Raw genomic sequence first — 18,891 nt, 5'->3', positions numbered from 1 at the left:
GGATACGCGCCTCCCATCCCCCCGCTAATTTTTCCCTCTCCGGTTCGTTTTATAGGGACGACGTGCCTTTGTGCTTCCTGCCTATTGCTCCGGACTCCAAGAAATGAATGCTGAAGACTCCTTGAAACTTGCTCGCCGGTTTATCGGGTTGCCCCTGGAAAAGCGCCAATTGTTCCTGCTGGCCTTGCAGAAAGAAGGGGTGGATTTTTCCCGGTTTCCGATTCCGGCAGGGGTAGAGGTGGAGGATCGCCAGGCGCTGTCCTATGCGCAGCAGCGCATGTGGTTTCTCTGGCAATTGGACCCGGCCAGCGGTGCCTACAACCTGCCGGGTGCCGTGCGGCTCAAAGGTACGTTGAACCTGGGCGCGATGGAGCAAGCGTTTGCCAGTCTGGTCGCGCGTCACGAAACCCTGCGCACGGTGTTCCAGCGCCAGGCCGATGAGCGGCTGTTGCAGGTGGCGGCAGACACGTCGTTGAGCATCGAGCAACTGGACCTGAGCCACCTGGCGCCCGCCGAACGTGAACAGGCCGTCAACCAGGCCGCGGTCCGTCAATCGCTGCTGCCGTTCGACTTGGAAAACGGCCCGCTGCTGCGCGTGCAACTGCTCAAGCTCGACGCCCAGGAGCACGTGCTGCTGCTGACCCTGCACCACATTGTTTCCGATGGCTGGTCGATGAACGTGCTGATCGACGAGTTCATCCGCTGCTACGAGGCCCATGAGCGCAACGAGGCCCCGCAATTGCCGGCCTTGCCGATCCAGTACAGCGACTACGCCCTGTGGCAGCGCCGCTGGCTGGAAGCCGGGGAGCAGGCGCGCCAGCTGGAATACTGGCAGGCGCGCCTGGGTGATGAGCACCCGGTGCTGGAACTGCCCACCGATCGCCCGCGCCCGGCCGTGCCGAGCTACCAGGGCACGCGCCACAACTTCGCGGTCGACCCGCAGTTGGCCGCGCAGCTGCGTAGCTGCGCGCAAAAACACAACGTCACCTTGTTCATGCTGTTGCTCGGCGCCTTCAATGTGCTGTTGCATCGCTATACCGGGCAGGGCGATATCCGCGTCGGCGTGCCGATTGCCAACCGCAACCGCACGGAAGTCGAGGGGCTGATCGGCTTTTTCGTCAACACCCAGGTGCTGCGCACCGAGCTGACCGGGCAAACCCGCATCACAGAGCTGCTGCAAGGCATCAAGGAGCATGCCCTGGGTGCCCAGGCCCATCAGGAACTGCCCTTCGAGCGGCTGGTGGAAGCCCTCAAGGTCGAGCGCAGCCTCAGCCATACGCCGCTGTTCCAGGTCATGTACAACCACCAGCCGGTAGTGGCCGACATTGCGAGCGTCAGCACCGCCTCCGGCCTGGCGCTGGCGCTGGTGGAGTGGCAAGGCCGCACCACCCAGTTCGACCTGACCCTCGACACCTATGAAAAATCCGGCACCCTGCACGCCGCATTGACGTACGCCAATGACCTGTTCGACGCACCGACCATCGAGCGCATGGCCCTGCACTGGACACGCCTGTTGCACGCCATGGTTGCCGATGGCGAGCAGCGCATCGGTGAGTTGCCGATGTTGGCCGAGGATGAACAGCAGGTGCTGGTCCACGCCTGGAACCAGACCGCCGAGGCATACCCGACCGAGCGCGGCATTCATCAACTGATCGAAGACCAGGTACAGGCCACGCCCGATGCGCCGGCACTGGTGTTCGGTGCCACCACACTGACCTACGCCGAGCTTGATGCCCGCGCCAATCAACTGGCCCATGTGTTGCGCGAGCAGGGCGTTGGCCCGGATGTGCTGGTGGGGATCTGCGTCGAGCGTTCCATCGAAATGGTGGTCGGCCTGTTGGCGATTCTCAAGGCTGGCGGTGCGTATGTCCCGCTCGACCCCGAATACCCGCAAGAACGCCTGGCCTACATGATCGAGGACAGCGGCATCCGCTTGCTGCTCAGCCAGCAGCGCCTGCTGTCGTCGCTGCCCGCCGCCGGTATCCGGGTGATTGCCCTGGACCAGCCTGCGCTGTGGCTCGACGGCTACAGCAGCGAATCGCCCGCCGTGGCGATCCATGCCCTCAACCTCGCCTACGTGATCTACACCTCTGGCTCCACCGGCAAGCCCAAGGGTGCCGGCAACAGCCATCGTGCCCTGGTCAACCGCTTGTGCTGGATGCAGCAGGCTTACGGGCTGTCGGCGAGCGACGCGGTCTTGCAGAAAACCCCGTTCAGCTTCGACGTCTCGGTGTGGGAGTTTTTCTGGCCGCTGATGACCGGCGCGCGCCTGGTGGTGGCGGCCCCCGGCGAACACCGCGAGCCGGCGCGGCTGATCGAGACCATCGGGCAGCACCGCATCACCACCTTGCACTTCGTGCCCTCGATGCTCCAGGCGTTTATCCATGAGCCGGGTGTGCAGGCCTGCAGCAGCCTGCGACGTATTGTCTGCAGTGGCGAAGCCTTGCCGCTGGATGCGCAGTTGCAGGTGTTCGCCAAGTTGCCACAGGCGGGTCTGTTCAACCTTTACGGGCCGACCGAAGCCGCCATCGACGTCACCCACTGGACCTGCGTCGACGAAGGCGCCGACAGCGTGCCCATCGGCCGGCCGATCGCCAACCTGGGCACTTATGTGCTCGACGCCCAGCTCAACCCTGTCGCCGCTGGCGTCAGCGGCGAGCTGTACCTGGGCGGCACTGGCCTGGCGCGCAGTTATCACCGGCGCCCGGCACTCACCGCCGAGCGTTTTGTGCCGAGCCCCTTCGGTGACGGCGCGCGCCTGTATCGCACCGGCGACCGCGTGCGCCAACGCGGCGACGGGGTGATCGAATACCTGGGGCGTCTCGATCATCAGGTCAAGCTGCGCGGCCTGCGTATCGAACTGGGTGAAATCGAGACACGCCTGATGCAGCACCCCTCGGTGCGCGAAGCCGTGGTGCTGGTGCAGGGCGGCAAGCAACTGGTGGCGTACCTGGTGCTGGAAGACCAGGCACCGGCCGACCTCAAGGCCTGGCTGCTCAGCAGTCTGCCGGAATACATGGTGCCGACCCATATGGTGCACCTGGCCAAGCTGCCAGTGACCGCCAACGGCAAGCTCGACCGCAGGGCCCTGCCGTTGCCGGACGCTGCGCCACAACAGGCCTATGCCGCACCGGAAAACGACGTGCAGAAAGCCGTAGCGGCGATCTGGAGCGATGTGCTGGCGGTGGAGCAGGTCGGTCTGGACGACAACTTTTTCGAACTGGGCGGCGATTCGATCATCTCCATCCAGGTGGTCAGCCGTGCGCGCCAGGCGGGCATTCGCTTAAGCCCACGGGACCTGTTCCAGTACCAGAGCGTGCGCAGCCTGGCGCTGGTAGCGAGCTTTGAGCAGGCGACGGTCATCGACCAGGGGCCGGTCACCGGCGAGGTGATCCTCACGCCCGTGCAGCGCAGCTTTTTCGAGCAGGCGATCCCGGTGCGCCAGCATTGGAACCAGTCGTTGCTGCTGACCCCGCGTGAAACCCTGGAACCCGCGCGCCTTGACGCGGCCTTGACCCGATTGGTCAACCACCATGACGCCCTGCGCCTGCGTTTTTCGCCGCGGGCAGACGGTTGGCAACAGGCTCACGCCGAGCCGGTTGCAAGCGCCTCGATGTGGCAGTCCCAGGTCGCTGACGAGGCTGAGCTGGCCGCTCTCTGCGACGAAGCCCAGCGCAGCCTCGACCTTGAACAGGGCCCGCTGATGCGCGCGGTACTGGTCACGATGGCCGACGGTGCCCAGCGGCTGCTGCTGGTGGTGCATCACCTGGCGGTCGATGGCGTGTCGTGGCGCATCCTGCTCGAAGACCTGCAACAGGCTTACCGCAACACCGCATTGCCGGCCAAGACCAGTGCCTACCAAGTCTGGGCGCAGCAGTTGCAGGCCCATGCGCAGACACTGGACGACCAACTGTCGTACTGGCAGGCCCAGACCGCCAGCGCCGATCTGCCGTGCGACAACCCCCAGGGCGGCCTGCAAAACCGCCTGGGCAGCAAGCTCGAAATCCGCCTGAGTGCCGAACATACCCGTCAACTGCTGCAAGACGCCCCGGCGGCCTACCGCACCCAGGTCAACGACCTGCTGCTGACCGCGCTGGCACGGGTTATCAGCCGTTGGAGCGAGCAGCCCGCCGCGCTGATCCAGCTGGAAGGCCATGGCCGCGAAGACCTGTTCGACACGGTCGACCTGAGCCGCACCGTCGGCTGGTTCACCAGCCTGTTCCCGGTGAGCCTGCACGCCGATGGCGAGCTGTCGGCGGCGATCAAGTCGGTGAAGGAACAACTGCGCGCCGTGCCTAACAAAGGCATTGGCTACGGCCTGCTGCGTTACCTCGGCACGCCTGAGGCTCGTAAAGCCCTGTCGAACCTGGCCGCGCCACGCATCACCTTCAACTACCTGGGCCAGTTCGACCGTCAGTTCAACGAGTCGGCGCTGTTCGTCCCGGCCACCCAAGGCAGTGGGCAGGCCCAGGACTCGGAAGCACCGCTGGCCAACTGGCTGACGGTGGAAGGGCAGGTGTACGGCGGTGAGCTGGCGCTGCAGTGGGGCTTCAGCCGCGAGATGTTCGAGGTGGCGACTGTGCAGCGCCTGGCAGATGATTTCCAGCAGGAACTGCTGGCGCTGATCGCACATTGCGTCGACCCGGCACAGGGCGGCCTGACACCGGCCGACGTGACCCTCGCGCAATTGACCCAATCCCAGCTGGACGACCTGGCGTTGCCCGCACGGGAGGTGCAGGACCTGTACCCGCTGTCGCCGATGCAGCAGGGCATGCTGTTCCACAGCCTGTACCAGCAGGATGAGGATGACATCTACGTCAGCCAACTGCGCGCCGATGCGCAGGGCCTGGACGTGGCGGTTTTCCAGCGCGCCTGGGAGCAGGTGCTGGCACGGCATGACATGTTGCGCACCGGGTTTGTCTGGCAGGACGACCAAGGCCAGGCCCTGCAAGTGGTGCATCGCCAGGTCAGCTTGCCGTTTACCGAATACGACTGGCGTGGCCGTCAGGACCTTGCCGTTGCCCTCGACAGCCTGGCCGCCGAGCACCATCGCGCGGGCTTCGAGCTGGCGCGTCCGCCGTTGCTGCGGGTGGCGCTGGTGCGTACGGGTGAAGACCGCTGGCACTTGATCTACACCAGCCATCACATCCTGATGGATGGCTGGAGTAACGCCCTGGTTCTCAATGAAGTGCTGCAAGCCTGCAAGGGCCAGGCGTTGCCGCCGGTGGGCGCGGCGTTTTCCCAGCATATCGCCTGGTTGCAACGGCAGGACCCGGCGTTGGGCGAGGTCTTCTGGCGCCAGCGCCTGGCGCAGTTGGACGAGCCGACGCACCTGGCGCGCAGTGTGGCCAGGAGCGCAGCACAGAGTGGCGCTGAATACGGTGAAGTCCTCTGTGAGTGGGATGCTATCCAGACCCAGCGTCTGGCGGCCTTCGCCCGTGCACACCAGGTGACCCTCAACACCCTGGTGCAATCGGCGTGGCTGTTGCTGCTGCAGCGCTACACCGGCCAGTCCAGCGTCGCCTGTGGGGTGACGGTCTCCGGGCGCCCCGCGGCGCTGGCGAATGTCGAGCAGCAAGTCGGTCTGTTCATCAACACCTTGCCGCTGATTGCCGCCGCCAGCCCGGCGCAAAGCGTGAGCGACTGGGTGCGAAGCGTACAGGCCCTGAACCTGGAAATGCGCGAACATGAACACACGCCGCTGTTCGATATCCAGCGCTGGGCCGGTTCGGCCGGTGAGGCGTTATTTGACACGCTGGTGGTGTTCGAGAATTTCCCGGTGGCCAAGACGCTGGAGCAGTCGGGCGAGGGCGGTTTGCGTTTCAGCGGCGTCAGCCACCAGGAGCACACCAACTACCCGTTGACGCTCACCGTGCACGGCGGCGAGCGCCTGAGCCTGCACCTGGAATACCTGCAGGCGGATTTCGCCACCGACACCGTGCAGCACATCGGCGCCTACCTGCAGGGCTTGCTGCAGCAGTTTATCAATGCGCCCGAGCAAGCCGTGGGCGCGGTGCCCTTGCTGCTGGACCATGAATACGCTCGTGTGCTGCAAGACTGGAACCCACGGGGTGTCGCTCAGCCCGCCAAGGCCGACGTATTGCAGCGCTTCGAACGACAAGCGACGTTGCACCCGGAAAACATCGCGCTGATCCTGGATCAGCAGCGCATGACCTACGCCGACCTCAATGTGCGCGCCAATCGCCTGGCCCATCGCCTGATCGAGTGGGGCGTCAGTGCCGACACCGTGGTAGGCGTTGCGGTGGACCGCTCCCTGGAAATGATCGTCGGCTTGCTGGCGGTGCTCAAGGCCGGTGGTGCTTATGTGCCGCTCGACCCGAAATACCCGGCCGAGCGCCTTCAATGCATGATCGAGGACAGCGGTTTGCAATTTCTGTTGACCCAGCAGCCGTTGGTGGAGCATCTGCCGATCAGCGCGAACCTGACCCTGGTCTGCCTGGAAACCGGCGCCGGCTGGCTGGCCGACTACAGCGCCGAAAACCCCGTGTCGAGGGCACAGCCGGCCAACCTGGCCTACGTCATGTTCACCTCCGGCTCGACCGGCAGGCCAAAAGGCGTGGGCATCGACCGGGCGTCCCTGGCACGGCATGTGGAGGTATTCACCGAACTGTTTGCGCTGCAAGCCCATGACCGGGTGTTGCAATTCGGCACGTTCAACTTCGACGGTTTTGTCGAGCAGCTCTACCCGGCGCTGTGCTGCGGTGCGGCGGTGGTGGTACGCGGTGGCGAGCTGTGGGACAGCGACACCTTCTACCAGCAACTGCTTGAACACGATATCTCCGTGGTCGACCTGACCACGGCCTATTGGCTGTCGCTGGTGCGTGACTTTGCAGGCCTGGGCCCGCGTGGCTACGGGCGCCTGCGCCAACTGCACATCGGCGGCGAAGCCATGCCGCCTGAAGGCCTCAATGCCTGGCGTGCAGCGGGCCTGCAGCATGTGCGCCTGCTCAACACCTACGGCCCTACCGAAGCCACGGTGACCGCCACCGCCCTGGACTGCGCCGCGTATGTCGAGGGCCGTGAAGCCTTGCCGTCGATGATGCCGATTGGCCGCGTGCTGGATGGCCGTGCCATCTACCTGCTGGATGCCAACCTCAACCCGGTGCCGGTAGGCGTCGCGGGCGAGTTGGTGATCGGCGGGCCGTTACTGGCGCGTGGTTACTTCAATCGTCCGGACCTGACGGCCCATCGCTTCATTCCCGATCCCTTCTGCCGCGACGGCGTCGGCCGCCTGTACCGCACCGGTGACCTGGCACGCTATCGCGCCGATGGGATGATCGAGTACGTAGGGCGAATCGACCATCAGGTCAAGGTTCGCGGTTTCCGCATCGAGTTGGGCGAAATCGAAGCGCGTCTGCTCGCCCAGGCCAGTGTGCGCGAGGCGCTGGTGATTGCCGCGGACAACCAGTTGGTCGGCTACGTCGTAGCCAGCCAGGCGCTGTCCGACCCCCAGCAGACCGAGTTGCGCACGGCGCTCAAGGCCGCGTTGCGCGAAGAGCTGCCGGACTACATGGTGCCGGCGCATTTGCTCCTGCTGGAGCGTCTGCCACTGAGCCCCAACGGCAAGCTGGACCGTGCCGCGCTGCCCAAGCCGGACCTCAGCCAACCCCTGGCCGATTGGATTGCACCGGTCACCGAGACGCAACAACGCGTCGCGGCCATCTGGGCCCAGGTGTTGGGCGCCGAGCGGGTAGGGCTCAACGATCACTTCTTCGAGATGGGCGGGCATTCGTTGCTTGCTACGCAGGTGGTGTCGCGGGTGCGTCATGGGCTGGGCATCGAGGTATCGCTCAGGACGCTGTTTGAGCAGCCCGTGCTTGGCGATTTTGTCAACCGTCTGGGGGCCGTCAGCGCTTCGGCGCCGGCGATGGTGGCGGCGGATCTCGATCAGCCGTTGTGGTTGTCCTATGCCCAGGAACGCCAGTGGTTCCTCTGGCAGCTGGACCCGCACAGTTCGGCCTATCACGTGCCCAGTGCGCTGCGCTTGAAAGGCCCGCTGGACCGTTCCGCCCTGCAACGTGCCTTCGATACCTTGGTGGCGCGCCATGACAGCCTGCGCACGCATTTGCAGCAAAAGGCGGACCGTACGGTGCAAGTGGTCAGCCCACAGGCGCGGATCGAACTGGCGTCGGCGCTCACCGATGAAGCACAGCTCAAATCCAGGGTTGAAGCGCTGGTGGCCCAACCTTTCGATTTGCGCCAGGGGCCGCTGATGCGTGTGAGTCTGCTGCGCCTGGCCGAAGACGAGCATGTGTTGGTCCTGGTGCAACATCACATCATCTCCGACGGTTGGTCGATGCAGGTGATGGTCGACGAGTTGGTGCAGCTTTATACGGCCTACAGCCAAGGCCAGGCGCTGCAATTGCCGGCGATGCCGATCCAGTATGCCGACTACGCAAAATGGCAGCGTGACTGGATGGAGGCTGGGGAAAAAGCGCGTCAGCTCGATTACTGGCGTGACTTGCTCGGCGGTGAGCAGCCGGTGCTGGAGTTGCCGTTCGATCACCAGCGCCCGGCGGTGCCGACTCATCGGGGTGCACGCCTGAATATTGCGCTGGCGACTACGCTGGTCGACAGCCTCAAGGCTCTGGCCCAGCGTGAAGGTGTGACACTGTTCATGGTTCTGCTGGCTTCGTACCAGGCGTTATTGCATCGCTACAGCGGCCAGCAAGACATTCGTGTCGGCGTGCCGATTGCCAACCGCAACCGGGTCGAGACCGAGCGCCTGATCGGCTTCTTCGTCAATACCCAGGTGCTCAAGGCCGATGTCGACGGGCAGACCACCGTTCGCCAGCTACTGACCCAGGTCAAACAGCGCGCGCTGGAAGCCCAGGCCCATCAGGACCTGCCGTTCGAGCAACTGGTCGAAGCCTTGCAACCCGAGCGCAGCCTGAGCTTGAGCCCCTTGTTCCAGGTTGCGTTCAACCACCACATCAGCCTGGCCGGCCAGCATTTGCAACGCCTGGCGCAGTTGGACATGAGCCCGGTGAGCTGGGATGAAACCGCCGCGCATTTCGACCTGACCCTGGATATCGAGGAGTCGGGTGACCAGTTGGGCGCATCGTTGAGCTACGCCACCGACCTGTTCGCCCCGGCGACCATCGAACGCATGGCCGGCCACTGGCAAAACCTGTTGCAGGCGATGGTTGCCGACCAACAGCAACCCATCAGCCAACTGAACCTGCTGGGCCAGGATGAGCAACAGCACATCCTGCAGCTGTGGAACCAGACCGATGCCGGCTTCTCGGCCGAGCGCCTGGTTCACGAGTTGGTGGCCGATCGCGCCCGGGAAACCCCCGATGCCGTGGCGGTGAAGTTCGACGCACAAACCCTGACCTATGGAGAACTGGACCGCCAGGCCAACCGCCTGGCCCATGCGTTGATCGCCCGTGGCGTTGGTCCCGAAGTGCGCGTGGCCATCGCCATGCCGCGCAGTGCCGAAATCATGGTGGCGTTCCTGGCGGTGATGAAAGCCGGTGGCGTCTACGTGCCGCTGGACATTGAATACCCGCGCGATCGCCTGCTGTACATGATGCAGGACAGTCGTGCGCAACTGCTGTTGACTCACACCAGCGCGTTGCAGCAACTGCCGATCCCGGACGGCCTCGATAGCCTGGCGATTGATCGTACAGAGGAATGGGCAGGCTTCAGCGACACTGCCCCTCAGGTGACGCTGGACGGCGACAATCTCGCCTACGTGATCTACACCTCCGGCTCCACCGGCATGCCCAAGGGCGTGGCGGTGTCCCACGGTCCGTTGGTAGCCCACATCGTCGCCACCGGCGAGCGTTATGAAACCTCGCCCGCCGATTGCGAACTGCACTTCATGTCCTTCGCCTTCGACGGCTCCCACGAAGGCTGGATGCACCCGCTGATCAACGGCGCCAGCGTGTTGATCCGTGACGACAGCCTGTGGCTGCCGGAATACACCTACCAGCAAATGCATCGCCACAACGTGACCATGGCGGTGTTCCCACCGGTGTACCTGCAGCAACTGGCCGAGCATGCCGAGCGTGACGGCAACCCGCCGAAGGTTCGTGTGTACTGCTTCGGCGGTGATGCCGTCGCCCAGGCCAGCTATGACTTGGCCTGGCGTGCACTCAAGCCGACCTACCTGTTCAACGGCTACGGCCCGACCGAAACTGTGGTCACGCCACTGCTGTGGAAAGCGCGCAAGGGTGATCCATGCGGCGCCGTCTACGCACCGATTGGCACGCTGCTGGGCAACCGCAGCGGCTACGTATTGGATGCGCAACTCAACCTGCAACCCATCGGCGTGGCCGGCGAGTTGTACCTGGGCGGCGAGGGCGTGGCTCGCGGTTACCTGGAGCGTCCGGCACTGACCGCCGAGCGCTTTGTGCCGGACCCATTCGGCAAACCGGGCAGCCGCGTGTATCGCAGCGGCGACCTGACCCGTGGGCGTCCGGATGGCGTGGTGGACTACCTGGGGCGCGTCGACCATCAGGTGAAAATCCGTGGTTTCCGTATCGAGCTGGGCGAAATCGAAGCCCGACTGCGTGAGCAGGGCAACGTCGGCGAAACCGTGGTGGTGGCCCAGGAAGGACCGACCGGCAAGCAGTTGGTGGCTTATGTGGTGCCCGCAGACGGCAGCCTGGCCAACGAAACCGAGTTGCGCGAAACCCTGCGCCGCGCCCTGAAAACCCGTCTGCCGGACTACATGGTGCCGACGCACGTCATGTTCCTGGCGCAGATGCCGTTGACTCCCAACGGCAAGCTCGACCGCAAGGGCTTGCCCGAGCCGGATGCGAGCTTGCTGCAACAGGCCTATGTGGCCCCCGAAACCGAGCTGGAACAGCAGATCGCCGCAATCTGGGCCGACGTGCTGCGCCTGCCGCAAGTGGGCCTGAACGACAACTTCTTCGAAGTGGGCGGCCATTCCCTGCTGGCGATCCAGATCACCTCGCGGGTCCAGGCCGAACTGGGCCTGGAAGTGCCGCTGGTGGAAGTGTTCCAGACCGAAACGCTGCGCGCCTATGTCCAGGCCGCCGCCACCTTCCGCGCCGGCAGCGCGGAAGATTTTGATGATCTTCGTGACTTTTTGAGCGAACTAGAGGCGATTTGAACCATGCTTTCCAACCCTAATATCGATCTGGTTTCGCGCTTTCTTCGCCTGCCTCTGGAACAGCGCCAGCAGTTTTACCAGCGCCTGCAAAGCCGGGGCATGAGCTTCGCTCAACTGCCGATTGCCTCGATCCGCGAGGACGGCCAGAAGCTGCCGTTGTCCTACGCCCAGGAGCGCCAGTGGTTTCTCTGGCAGTTGGACCCGGACAGCGACGCTTATCACGTCCCTGGCGCCTTGCGCCTGAGCGGCCAATTGGACAAGGCTGCCCTGCAACGCAGTTTCGACACCCTCGTGGCACGCCATGAAAGCCTGCGCACGCGCCTGCACCTGGACGCCGAGGATCGTACCCAGGAGGTGCTGGCCCACGGCGTGATCGAGATCGCCGAAAGTGCAGTCGACGAAGCACACCTCAAGTCCCGCGTCGAAGCCGAAATCGCCCGCCCCTTCGATTTGCAGCAAGGTCCGTTGCTGCGGGTCAGCTTGCTCGCCGTGAGTGCAGAGGAACACGTGCTGGTACTGGTGCAGCATCACATCGTTTCCGACGGTTGGTCGATGGGCGTGATGGTGCAGGAACTGATGCAACTCTACGCCGCCTACAGCCAGGGCCAGGACTGTGCATTGGCGCCGCTGCCGATCCAGTACGCCGACTACGCACTGTGGCAACGCAGCTGGATGGAAGCGGGGGAGAAGGCCCGTCAACTGACGTACTGGCGCGAACTGCTCAGCGGCGCGCAGCCGGTGCTGGAGTTGCCGTTCGACCAGCCGCGCCCGGCGCAACAGAGCTTTCGCGGCGCGCGCCAGGACATCGCGCTGGAGCCAGCACTGGTTACAGGCTTGAAAACCCTGGCCCAGCGAGAAGGCGTGACGATGTTCATGCTGCTGCTGGCCTCGTTCCAGGCTTTTCTGTACCGCTACAGCGGTCAACAGGACATTCGCGTCGGCGTGCCGATTGCCAACCGCAACCGTGTCGAGACCGAATCGCTGATTGGTTTCTTCGTCAATACCCAAGTGCTCAAGGCCGACCTCGACGGCCAGATGAGCTTCGCCCAACTGTTGCAGCACACCAAGCGCCGGGCGCTGGAAGCCCAGGCTCATCAGGACTTGCCCTTCGAGCAATTGGTCGAGGCGCTGCAGCCGGAACGCAGCCTGAGCCACAACCCATTGTTCCAAGTGATGTTCAATCACCAGGCCAGTACTCAAGCAGCGGCGCATCAACTGCCAGGCTTGCGCGTGGCCAGCCTCGAATGGGACACCCACAGCGCCCAGTTCGATCTGAGCCTGGACACCCAGGAGAGCGGCGACGCGATCTGGGCCTCCCTGACTTACGCCACCGACCTGTTCAATGCCGCCACCGTGGCGCGCATGGCCGAGCACTGGCTGAGCCTGTTGCGTGCCGCCGTGGCGAACACCGCGTTGCCTTTGCAGGACCTGGCGACACTCAACGCCCATGAGCGCGAGCAGATTCTCTCTGAGTGGAACGCCACCGAGCGCGACTATCCGCAAGGGCGTTGGGTGCATCAGCTGTTCGAGGCCCAGGCGCTGACGCAGCCGGAAGCCCCGGCGTTGCGCTTCAACGAGGCGACCCTGAGCTATGCCGAACTGAACCGCCGCGCCAACCGCCTGGCTCATCGCCTGATCGAAGCCGGCGTGGGGCCGGACGTGCTGGTGGGCCTGGCGGTGGAACGCTCCGTCGAAATGGTCGTGGGTCTGCTGGCGGTGCTCAAGGCCTGTGGTGCCTACGTGCCGCTGGACCCGGAATACCCGCGTGAGCGCCTGGCCTATATGCTCGACGACAGTGGTGTGAAACTGCTGCTGACCCAGGCGCATCTGCTTGATCAGTTGCCGATCCCTGATGGCCTGGACAGCCTGGTGCTGGGCGAGTCGGCCTTTGAGGTCTACAGCGACGCCAACCCTGGCATCGTGCTGGACGGCGAAAATCTTGCCTACGTGATCTACACGTCTGGTTCCACTGGCCAGCCCAAAGGCGCGGGCAACCGTCATTCAGCATTGCTGAACCGCCTGCAATGGATGCAGGAAGCCTATGGCCTGGACGTCAGTGACACGGTGCTGCAAAAGACCCCGTTCAGCTTCGACGTATCGGTGTGGGAGTTCTTCTGGCCATTGATGACCGGCTCGCGTCTGGTGGTCGCCGCGCCCGGAGATCACCGTGACCCCGCCAAGCTGGTTCGCCTGATCAATACCGAACAAGTCACCACGCTGCACTTTGTGCCATCGATGTTGCAGGCGTTCCTGCAGGACCCGGCGGTGTCGAGCTGCCAAAGCCTGCACCGCATCGTGTGCAGCGGCGAAGCCTTGCCGGTGGACGCTCAGCAGCAAGTGTTCGCCAAACTGCCGCAAGCCGTGCTCTACAACCTGTACGGCCCGACCGAAGCCGCCATCGACGTGACCCACTGGACCTGCGTGGATGAAGGCCGCGACGCGGTGCCGATCGGCCGCCCGATTGCCAACCTTGGGTGCTACATCCTCGACAGCAACTTCGAACCGGTGCCGGTGGGTGTACTGGGCGAGCTGTACCTGGGCGGCGTTGGCCTGGCCCGTGGTTATCACCGCCGTCCTTCCCTGACGGCCGAACGTTTTATCGCGCACCCGTTTGTCAAAGGCGAACGCCTGTACCGCACCGGCGACTTGGCGCGTTATCGCGAAGATGGCGTGATCGAATACGCCGGGCGTATCGACCACCAGGTCAAGCTGCGCGGCCTGCGCATCGAGCTGGGCGAAATCGAAGCGCGCCTGCTGGAACACGACTGGGTCCGTGAAGCCGCCGTGCTGGCTGTCGACGGCAAATACCTGGTGGGCTACCTGGTGCTGCACAACGCCGGCGATGACTGGCGCGATGTGCTGGGTGCACACCTGGCTCAACATCTGCCGGACTACATGGTCCCGGCGCAGTGGGTGCTACTGGAACAGATGCCCCTGAGCCCCAACGGCAAGCTGGACCGCAAGGCCCTGCCCAAGCCCGAAGCCACCCACTCTTACGAAGCGCCGCAAAGTACGCTGGAGCAACAGATCGCCGCGATCTGGGCTGACGTGCTGGGCGTCGAGCAAGTGGGGTTGAACGACAACTTTTTCGAGCGTGGCGGCGACTCGATCATCTCCATTCAAGTGGTCAGCCGCGCCCGTGCCGCCGGTATCCATTTCACTGCCAAGGCGTTGTTCCAGCACCAAACGGTGCGCAGCCTGGCCCGCGTGGCGCAGTTGCAAACGGCTCAAGTGATCGACCAGGGCCCGGTGCAGGGCGAGACACCGTTGCTGCCGTTCCAGCAATTGTTCTTCGAGATGGACCTGCCGGACCGTCACCACTGGAACCAGTCCTTGCTGCTGACGCCGCGCCAGCCTCTTCTGGCCGAGCCTTTGGACGCTGCGCTGCAAGCGCTCACCCGGCACCACGATGTGCTGCGCCTGAGCTTCAGCCAACAGGCCGACGGTTGGACCGCACGCCACGATGCCCCGGCCGCCAATCTGTTGTGGCAAGCGAGCGTGCAGGACGCCGCCGAACTGCAAACCCTGTGCGAGCGGGCCCAGCGTAGCCTCGACCTGCAACAAGGCCCGTTGCTGCGCGCGGTACTCGCCGAGATGGGTGACGGTTCCCAGCGCCTGCTGCTGGTCATGCACCACCTGGTGGTGGATGGCGTGTCCTGGCGGGTGTTCCTCGAAGACCTGCAAAGCCTGTATCGCCACCAGCAGTTGCCGGCCAAGACCACATCGTTCAAGGCCTGGGCCGAGCGTTTGCAGGCCCATGCCCGCAGCGAAGCCGTGCAGTCGGAAAAACACTTCTGGCTGCAACAGCTCCAGGGCGTGCCGACCGACCTGCCGTGCCGAGATCCGCAAGGTGCGCGCCCCGGCCGCCTGGCGCAGACCGTGGTCAGCCAACTGGACGCCGAGCACACCCGGCAATTGCTGCAACAGGCGCCTACGGCCTATCGCACCCAGATCAACGACCTGCTGCTGACGGCCCTGGCGCGGGTTATCTGCCAGTGGACGGGGCAGGCTTCCAGCCTGATCCAGCTGGAAGGGCATGGTCGTGAAGACCTGTTCGACGATATCGACCTGACCCGTACCCTGGGCTGGTTCACCAGCCTGTTCCCGGTGCGCCTGACCCCAGCCGAATCCCTTGCCACCTCGATCAAGCAGATCAAGGAACAACTGCGCGCCGTGCCCGACAAAGGCCTGGGTTTCGGCGCGCTGCGCTACCTCGGCGACGACGCTACGCGCCAGGCGTTCAGTGAGTTGCCGGTGCCACGCATCACCTTCAACTACCTGGGGCAGATCGACGGCAGCTTTGATCAGCCAGACGCTTTGTTCGTGCCAGCGCCAGAAAGCGCGGGTGCCGAGCAGAGCCCCGAGGCGCCGCTGGGCAACTGGTTGACGCTCAACGGCCAGGTGTTCGGCGGTGAACTGCACATGGGCTGGACCTTCAGCCCGCTGATGTTCGAGGCGTCGCAGATCGACGCCTTGAGCCAGGCGTTTACCCGCGAACTCACGGCGTTGGTCGAGCACTGCTGCACCCCGGGCAACCGTGGCGTGACGGCTTCCGATTTCCCGTTGTCGCGCTTGAACCAACAGCAACTGGAGTCCTTGCCGCTGGCGGCCGATGCCATTGAAGACATCTACACCTTGTCGCCCATGCAGCAGGGCATGCTGTTCCACACCCTGTACGAACAGGCGGCGGGTGATTACATCAACCAGATCCGCGTGACCGCCGAGGGCCTGGATGTGGCGCGATTCCAGCAAGCGTGGGATGCCACAGTGCAAGCCCATGACGTGTTGCGCAGTGGGTTCTTCTGGGAAGGCCAGCTGGAATGGCCGTGCCAGGTGGTGTACCGCGAAGCCCGTTTGCCGATCGAACACCTCGATTGGCGCGCGAAGCCGGAGCGTGAGCTGGCGCTGCAAAACCTGCAGGAAACCCAGCGTCGCCAGGGTTTTGACTTGGCCAAGGCACCCCTGGTGCGCCTGGTGCTGGTGCGCACCGACGAGCAACGCCATGAGTTGATCTATACCCACCACCACATCCTGATGGACGGCTGGAGCAATTCGCGATTGTTCGGTGAAGTGTTGCAACGTTACGCCGGAACGGCGGTGCCTGAAGCGGCCGGACGCTATCGCGAGTACATCGGCTGGTTGCAGCAGCGTGATGCCAGTGCGACCGAAACCTTCTGGCGCGAGCAGTTGAGTGCACTGCAAGCACCGACCCGCCTGGGCAGCAGTCAGCCGATGGCGGCAGACGGGCAGGGCGAACATCAACTGAGCCTGGATCGCCCACTGACCGAACGCCTCGAGGCCTTTGCGCGCAGCCACAAAGTCACGCTCAACACCCTGATCCAGGCGGCATGGCTGGTGCTGTTGCAGCGCCATAGCGGGCAGTCGGTGGTGGCCTTTGGTGCCACCGTGGCCGGGCGTCCAGCGGACCTTGTGGGAGTGGAGCAGCAGATCGGCTTGTTCATCAATACCCTGCCGGTGATCTGCGCAGTAGATGGCCAGCAACGCGTGGCCGACTGGTTGCAGGCGGTGCAGGCGCAGAACCTGGCCTTGCGCGAGCATGAACACACCGGGCTGTACGATATCCAGCGTTGGGCCGGGCAGGGCGGTGAGGCCTTGTTCGACAACATCCTGGTGTTCGAGAACTACCCGGTGTCCAAGGCCCTGGAGCAGAGCGGTGGCAGCAGTATCCGTTTTGGCCCGCCGGACTCCCGTGAGCAAACCAGCTTCCCGTTGACGGTGCTGGTGGACGTCGGTGACACGCTGTCGGTGCAGTTCAGCTTTGCGCGTGCACACTTCGGTGCAGGCACGATGCACACCTATGGCCGCCATCTGGTCAACCTGCTGCGCGCCATGCTTGAGGGTGGCCAGCAGCGTTTGGGCGACCTGGCGATGCTCGATGCGGCTGAGCGTCAACAAGTGGTCCACCATTGGAACGCCACGGCGCGCGACTACCCGTTGCAACACTGCGTGCATCACCTGATTGAAGAGCAGGTGGCGCGCACGCCAGACGCTGCGGCGCTGGTGTTTGCCGAGCAGCGCTTGAGCTATGCCGAACTGAACCGCCGCGCCAACCGCCTGGCTCATCGCCTGATCGAAGCCGGCGTGGGGCCGGACGTGCTGGTGGGCCTGGCGGTGGAACGCTCCGTCGAAATGGTCGTGGGCCTGCTGGCGGTGCTCAAGGCCGGTGGTGCCTACGTGCCGCTGGACCCGGAATACCCGCGTGAGCGCCTGGCCTATATGCTCGACGACAGTGGTGTGAAACTGCTGCTGACCCAGGCGCATCTGCTTGATCAGTTGCCGATCCCTGATGGCCTGGACAGCCTGGTGCTGGGCGAGTCGGCCTTTGAGGTCTACAGCGACGCCAACCCTGGCATCGTGCTGGACGGCGAAAATCTTGCCTACGTGATCTACACGTCTGGTTCCACTGGCCAGCCCAAAGGCGCGGGCAACCGTCATTCAGCATTGCTGAACCGCCTGCAATGGATGCAGGAAGCCTATGGCCTGGATGTCAGTGACACGGTGCTGCAAAAGACCCCGTTCAGCTTCGACGTATCGGTGTGGGAGTTCTTCTGGCCATTGATGACCGGCTCGCGTCTGGTGGTCGCCGCGCCCGGAGATCACCGTGACCCCGCCAAGCTGGTTCGCCTGATCAATGCCGAACAAGTCACCACGCTGCACTTTGTGCCATCGATGTTGCAGGCGTTCCTGCAGGACCCGACGGTGGCGACCTGTCACACCCTGCACCGCATCGTGTGCAGCGGCGAAGCCTTGCCGGTGGACGCTCAGCAGCAAGTGTTCGCCAAACTGCCGCAGGCCGGGCTCTACAACCTGTACGGCCCGACCGAAGCCGCCATCGACGTGACCCACTGGACCTGCGTGGATGAAGGCCGCGACGCGGTGCCGATCGGCCGCCCGATTGCCAACCTTGGGTGCTACATCCTCGACAGCAACTTCGAGCCGGTGCCGGTGGGTGTACTGGGCGAGCTGTACCTGGGCGGCGTTGGCCTGGCCCGTGGTTATCACCGCCGTCCTTCCCTGACGGCCGAACGTTTTATCGCGCACCCGTTTGTCAAAGGCGAACGCCTGTACCGCACCGGCGACCTGGCGCGTTATCGCGAAGATGGCGTGATCGAATACGCCGGGCGTATCGACCACCAGGTCAAGCTGCGCGGCCTGCGCATCGAGCTGGGCGAAATCGAAGCGCGCCTGCTGGAACACGACTGGGTCCGTGAAGCCGCCGTGCTGGCGGTCGACGGCAAATACCTGGTGGGCTACCTGGTGCTGCACAACGCCGGCGATGACTGGCGCGATGTGCTGGGTGCGCACCTGGCTCAACACCTGCCGGACTACATGGTCCCGGCCCAGTGGATGCTACTGGAACAGATGCCCCTGAGCCCCAACGGCAAACTGGACCGCAAAGCGCTGCCGAAGGTGGACGCCAACCTGCAAGCCCGGGAATACGTGGCCCCGCAGAGCGAGTTGGAGCAACAGATCGCTGCGATCTGGGCCGAAGTGCTGGACGTTGAGCGCGTGGGCCTGCACGACAACTTCTTCGAGCTGGGCGGGCATTCCCTATTGGCTACGCAGGTGGTGGTGCGCCTGCGCGAGCAGTTGCACGCTGAATTCGACGTCAAATCGATCTTCACCACCCCGATCCTGGCTGATTTCAGCGCCCATGTGGCTGCCCGGCAGACAAATAATTCGCCGGTGCAGGACGCATTGGCTAAATCCTTGGAGGCCCTCAAACGTCTATCAGCAGAAGATTTGGATAAATTGATTTCCTGAGG

General features: G+C 64.2%; 2 protein-coding genes. Both read left to right on the top strand.

Annotated elements, in window-relative coordinates; all coding sequences use genetic code 11:
• Nucleotides 1-103 precede the first annotated feature (103 nt).
• Nucleotides 104-11,104, top strand: a complete 11,001-nt coding sequence (locus BM70_RS0108945) for a non-ribosomal peptide synthetase (RefSeq protein ID WP_025855689.1) — start codon at nucleotides 104-106, stop codon at nucleotides 11,102-11,104.
• Nucleotides 11,105-11,107: 3 nt separating this feature from the next.
• Complete coding sequence (locus tag BM70_RS0108940; RefSeq protein ID WP_025855688.1) at nucleotides 11,108-18,889, top strand: non-ribosomal peptide synthetase; 7,782 nt, start codon at nucleotides 11,108-11,110, stop codon at nucleotides 18,887-18,889.
• The last annotated feature ends 2 nt before the right edge of the window (nucleotides 18,890-18,891 follow it).

It is taken from the genome of Pseudomonas sp. CHM02 (assembly GCF_000612585.1).
Classification (GTDB): domain Bacteria; phylum Pseudomonadota; class Gammaproteobacteria; order Pseudomonadales; family Pseudomonadaceae; genus Aquipseudomonas.
The sequence above is the reverse complement of the archived record's forward strand: the minus strand, read 5'-3'. Positions and strand labels throughout refer to the sequence as shown.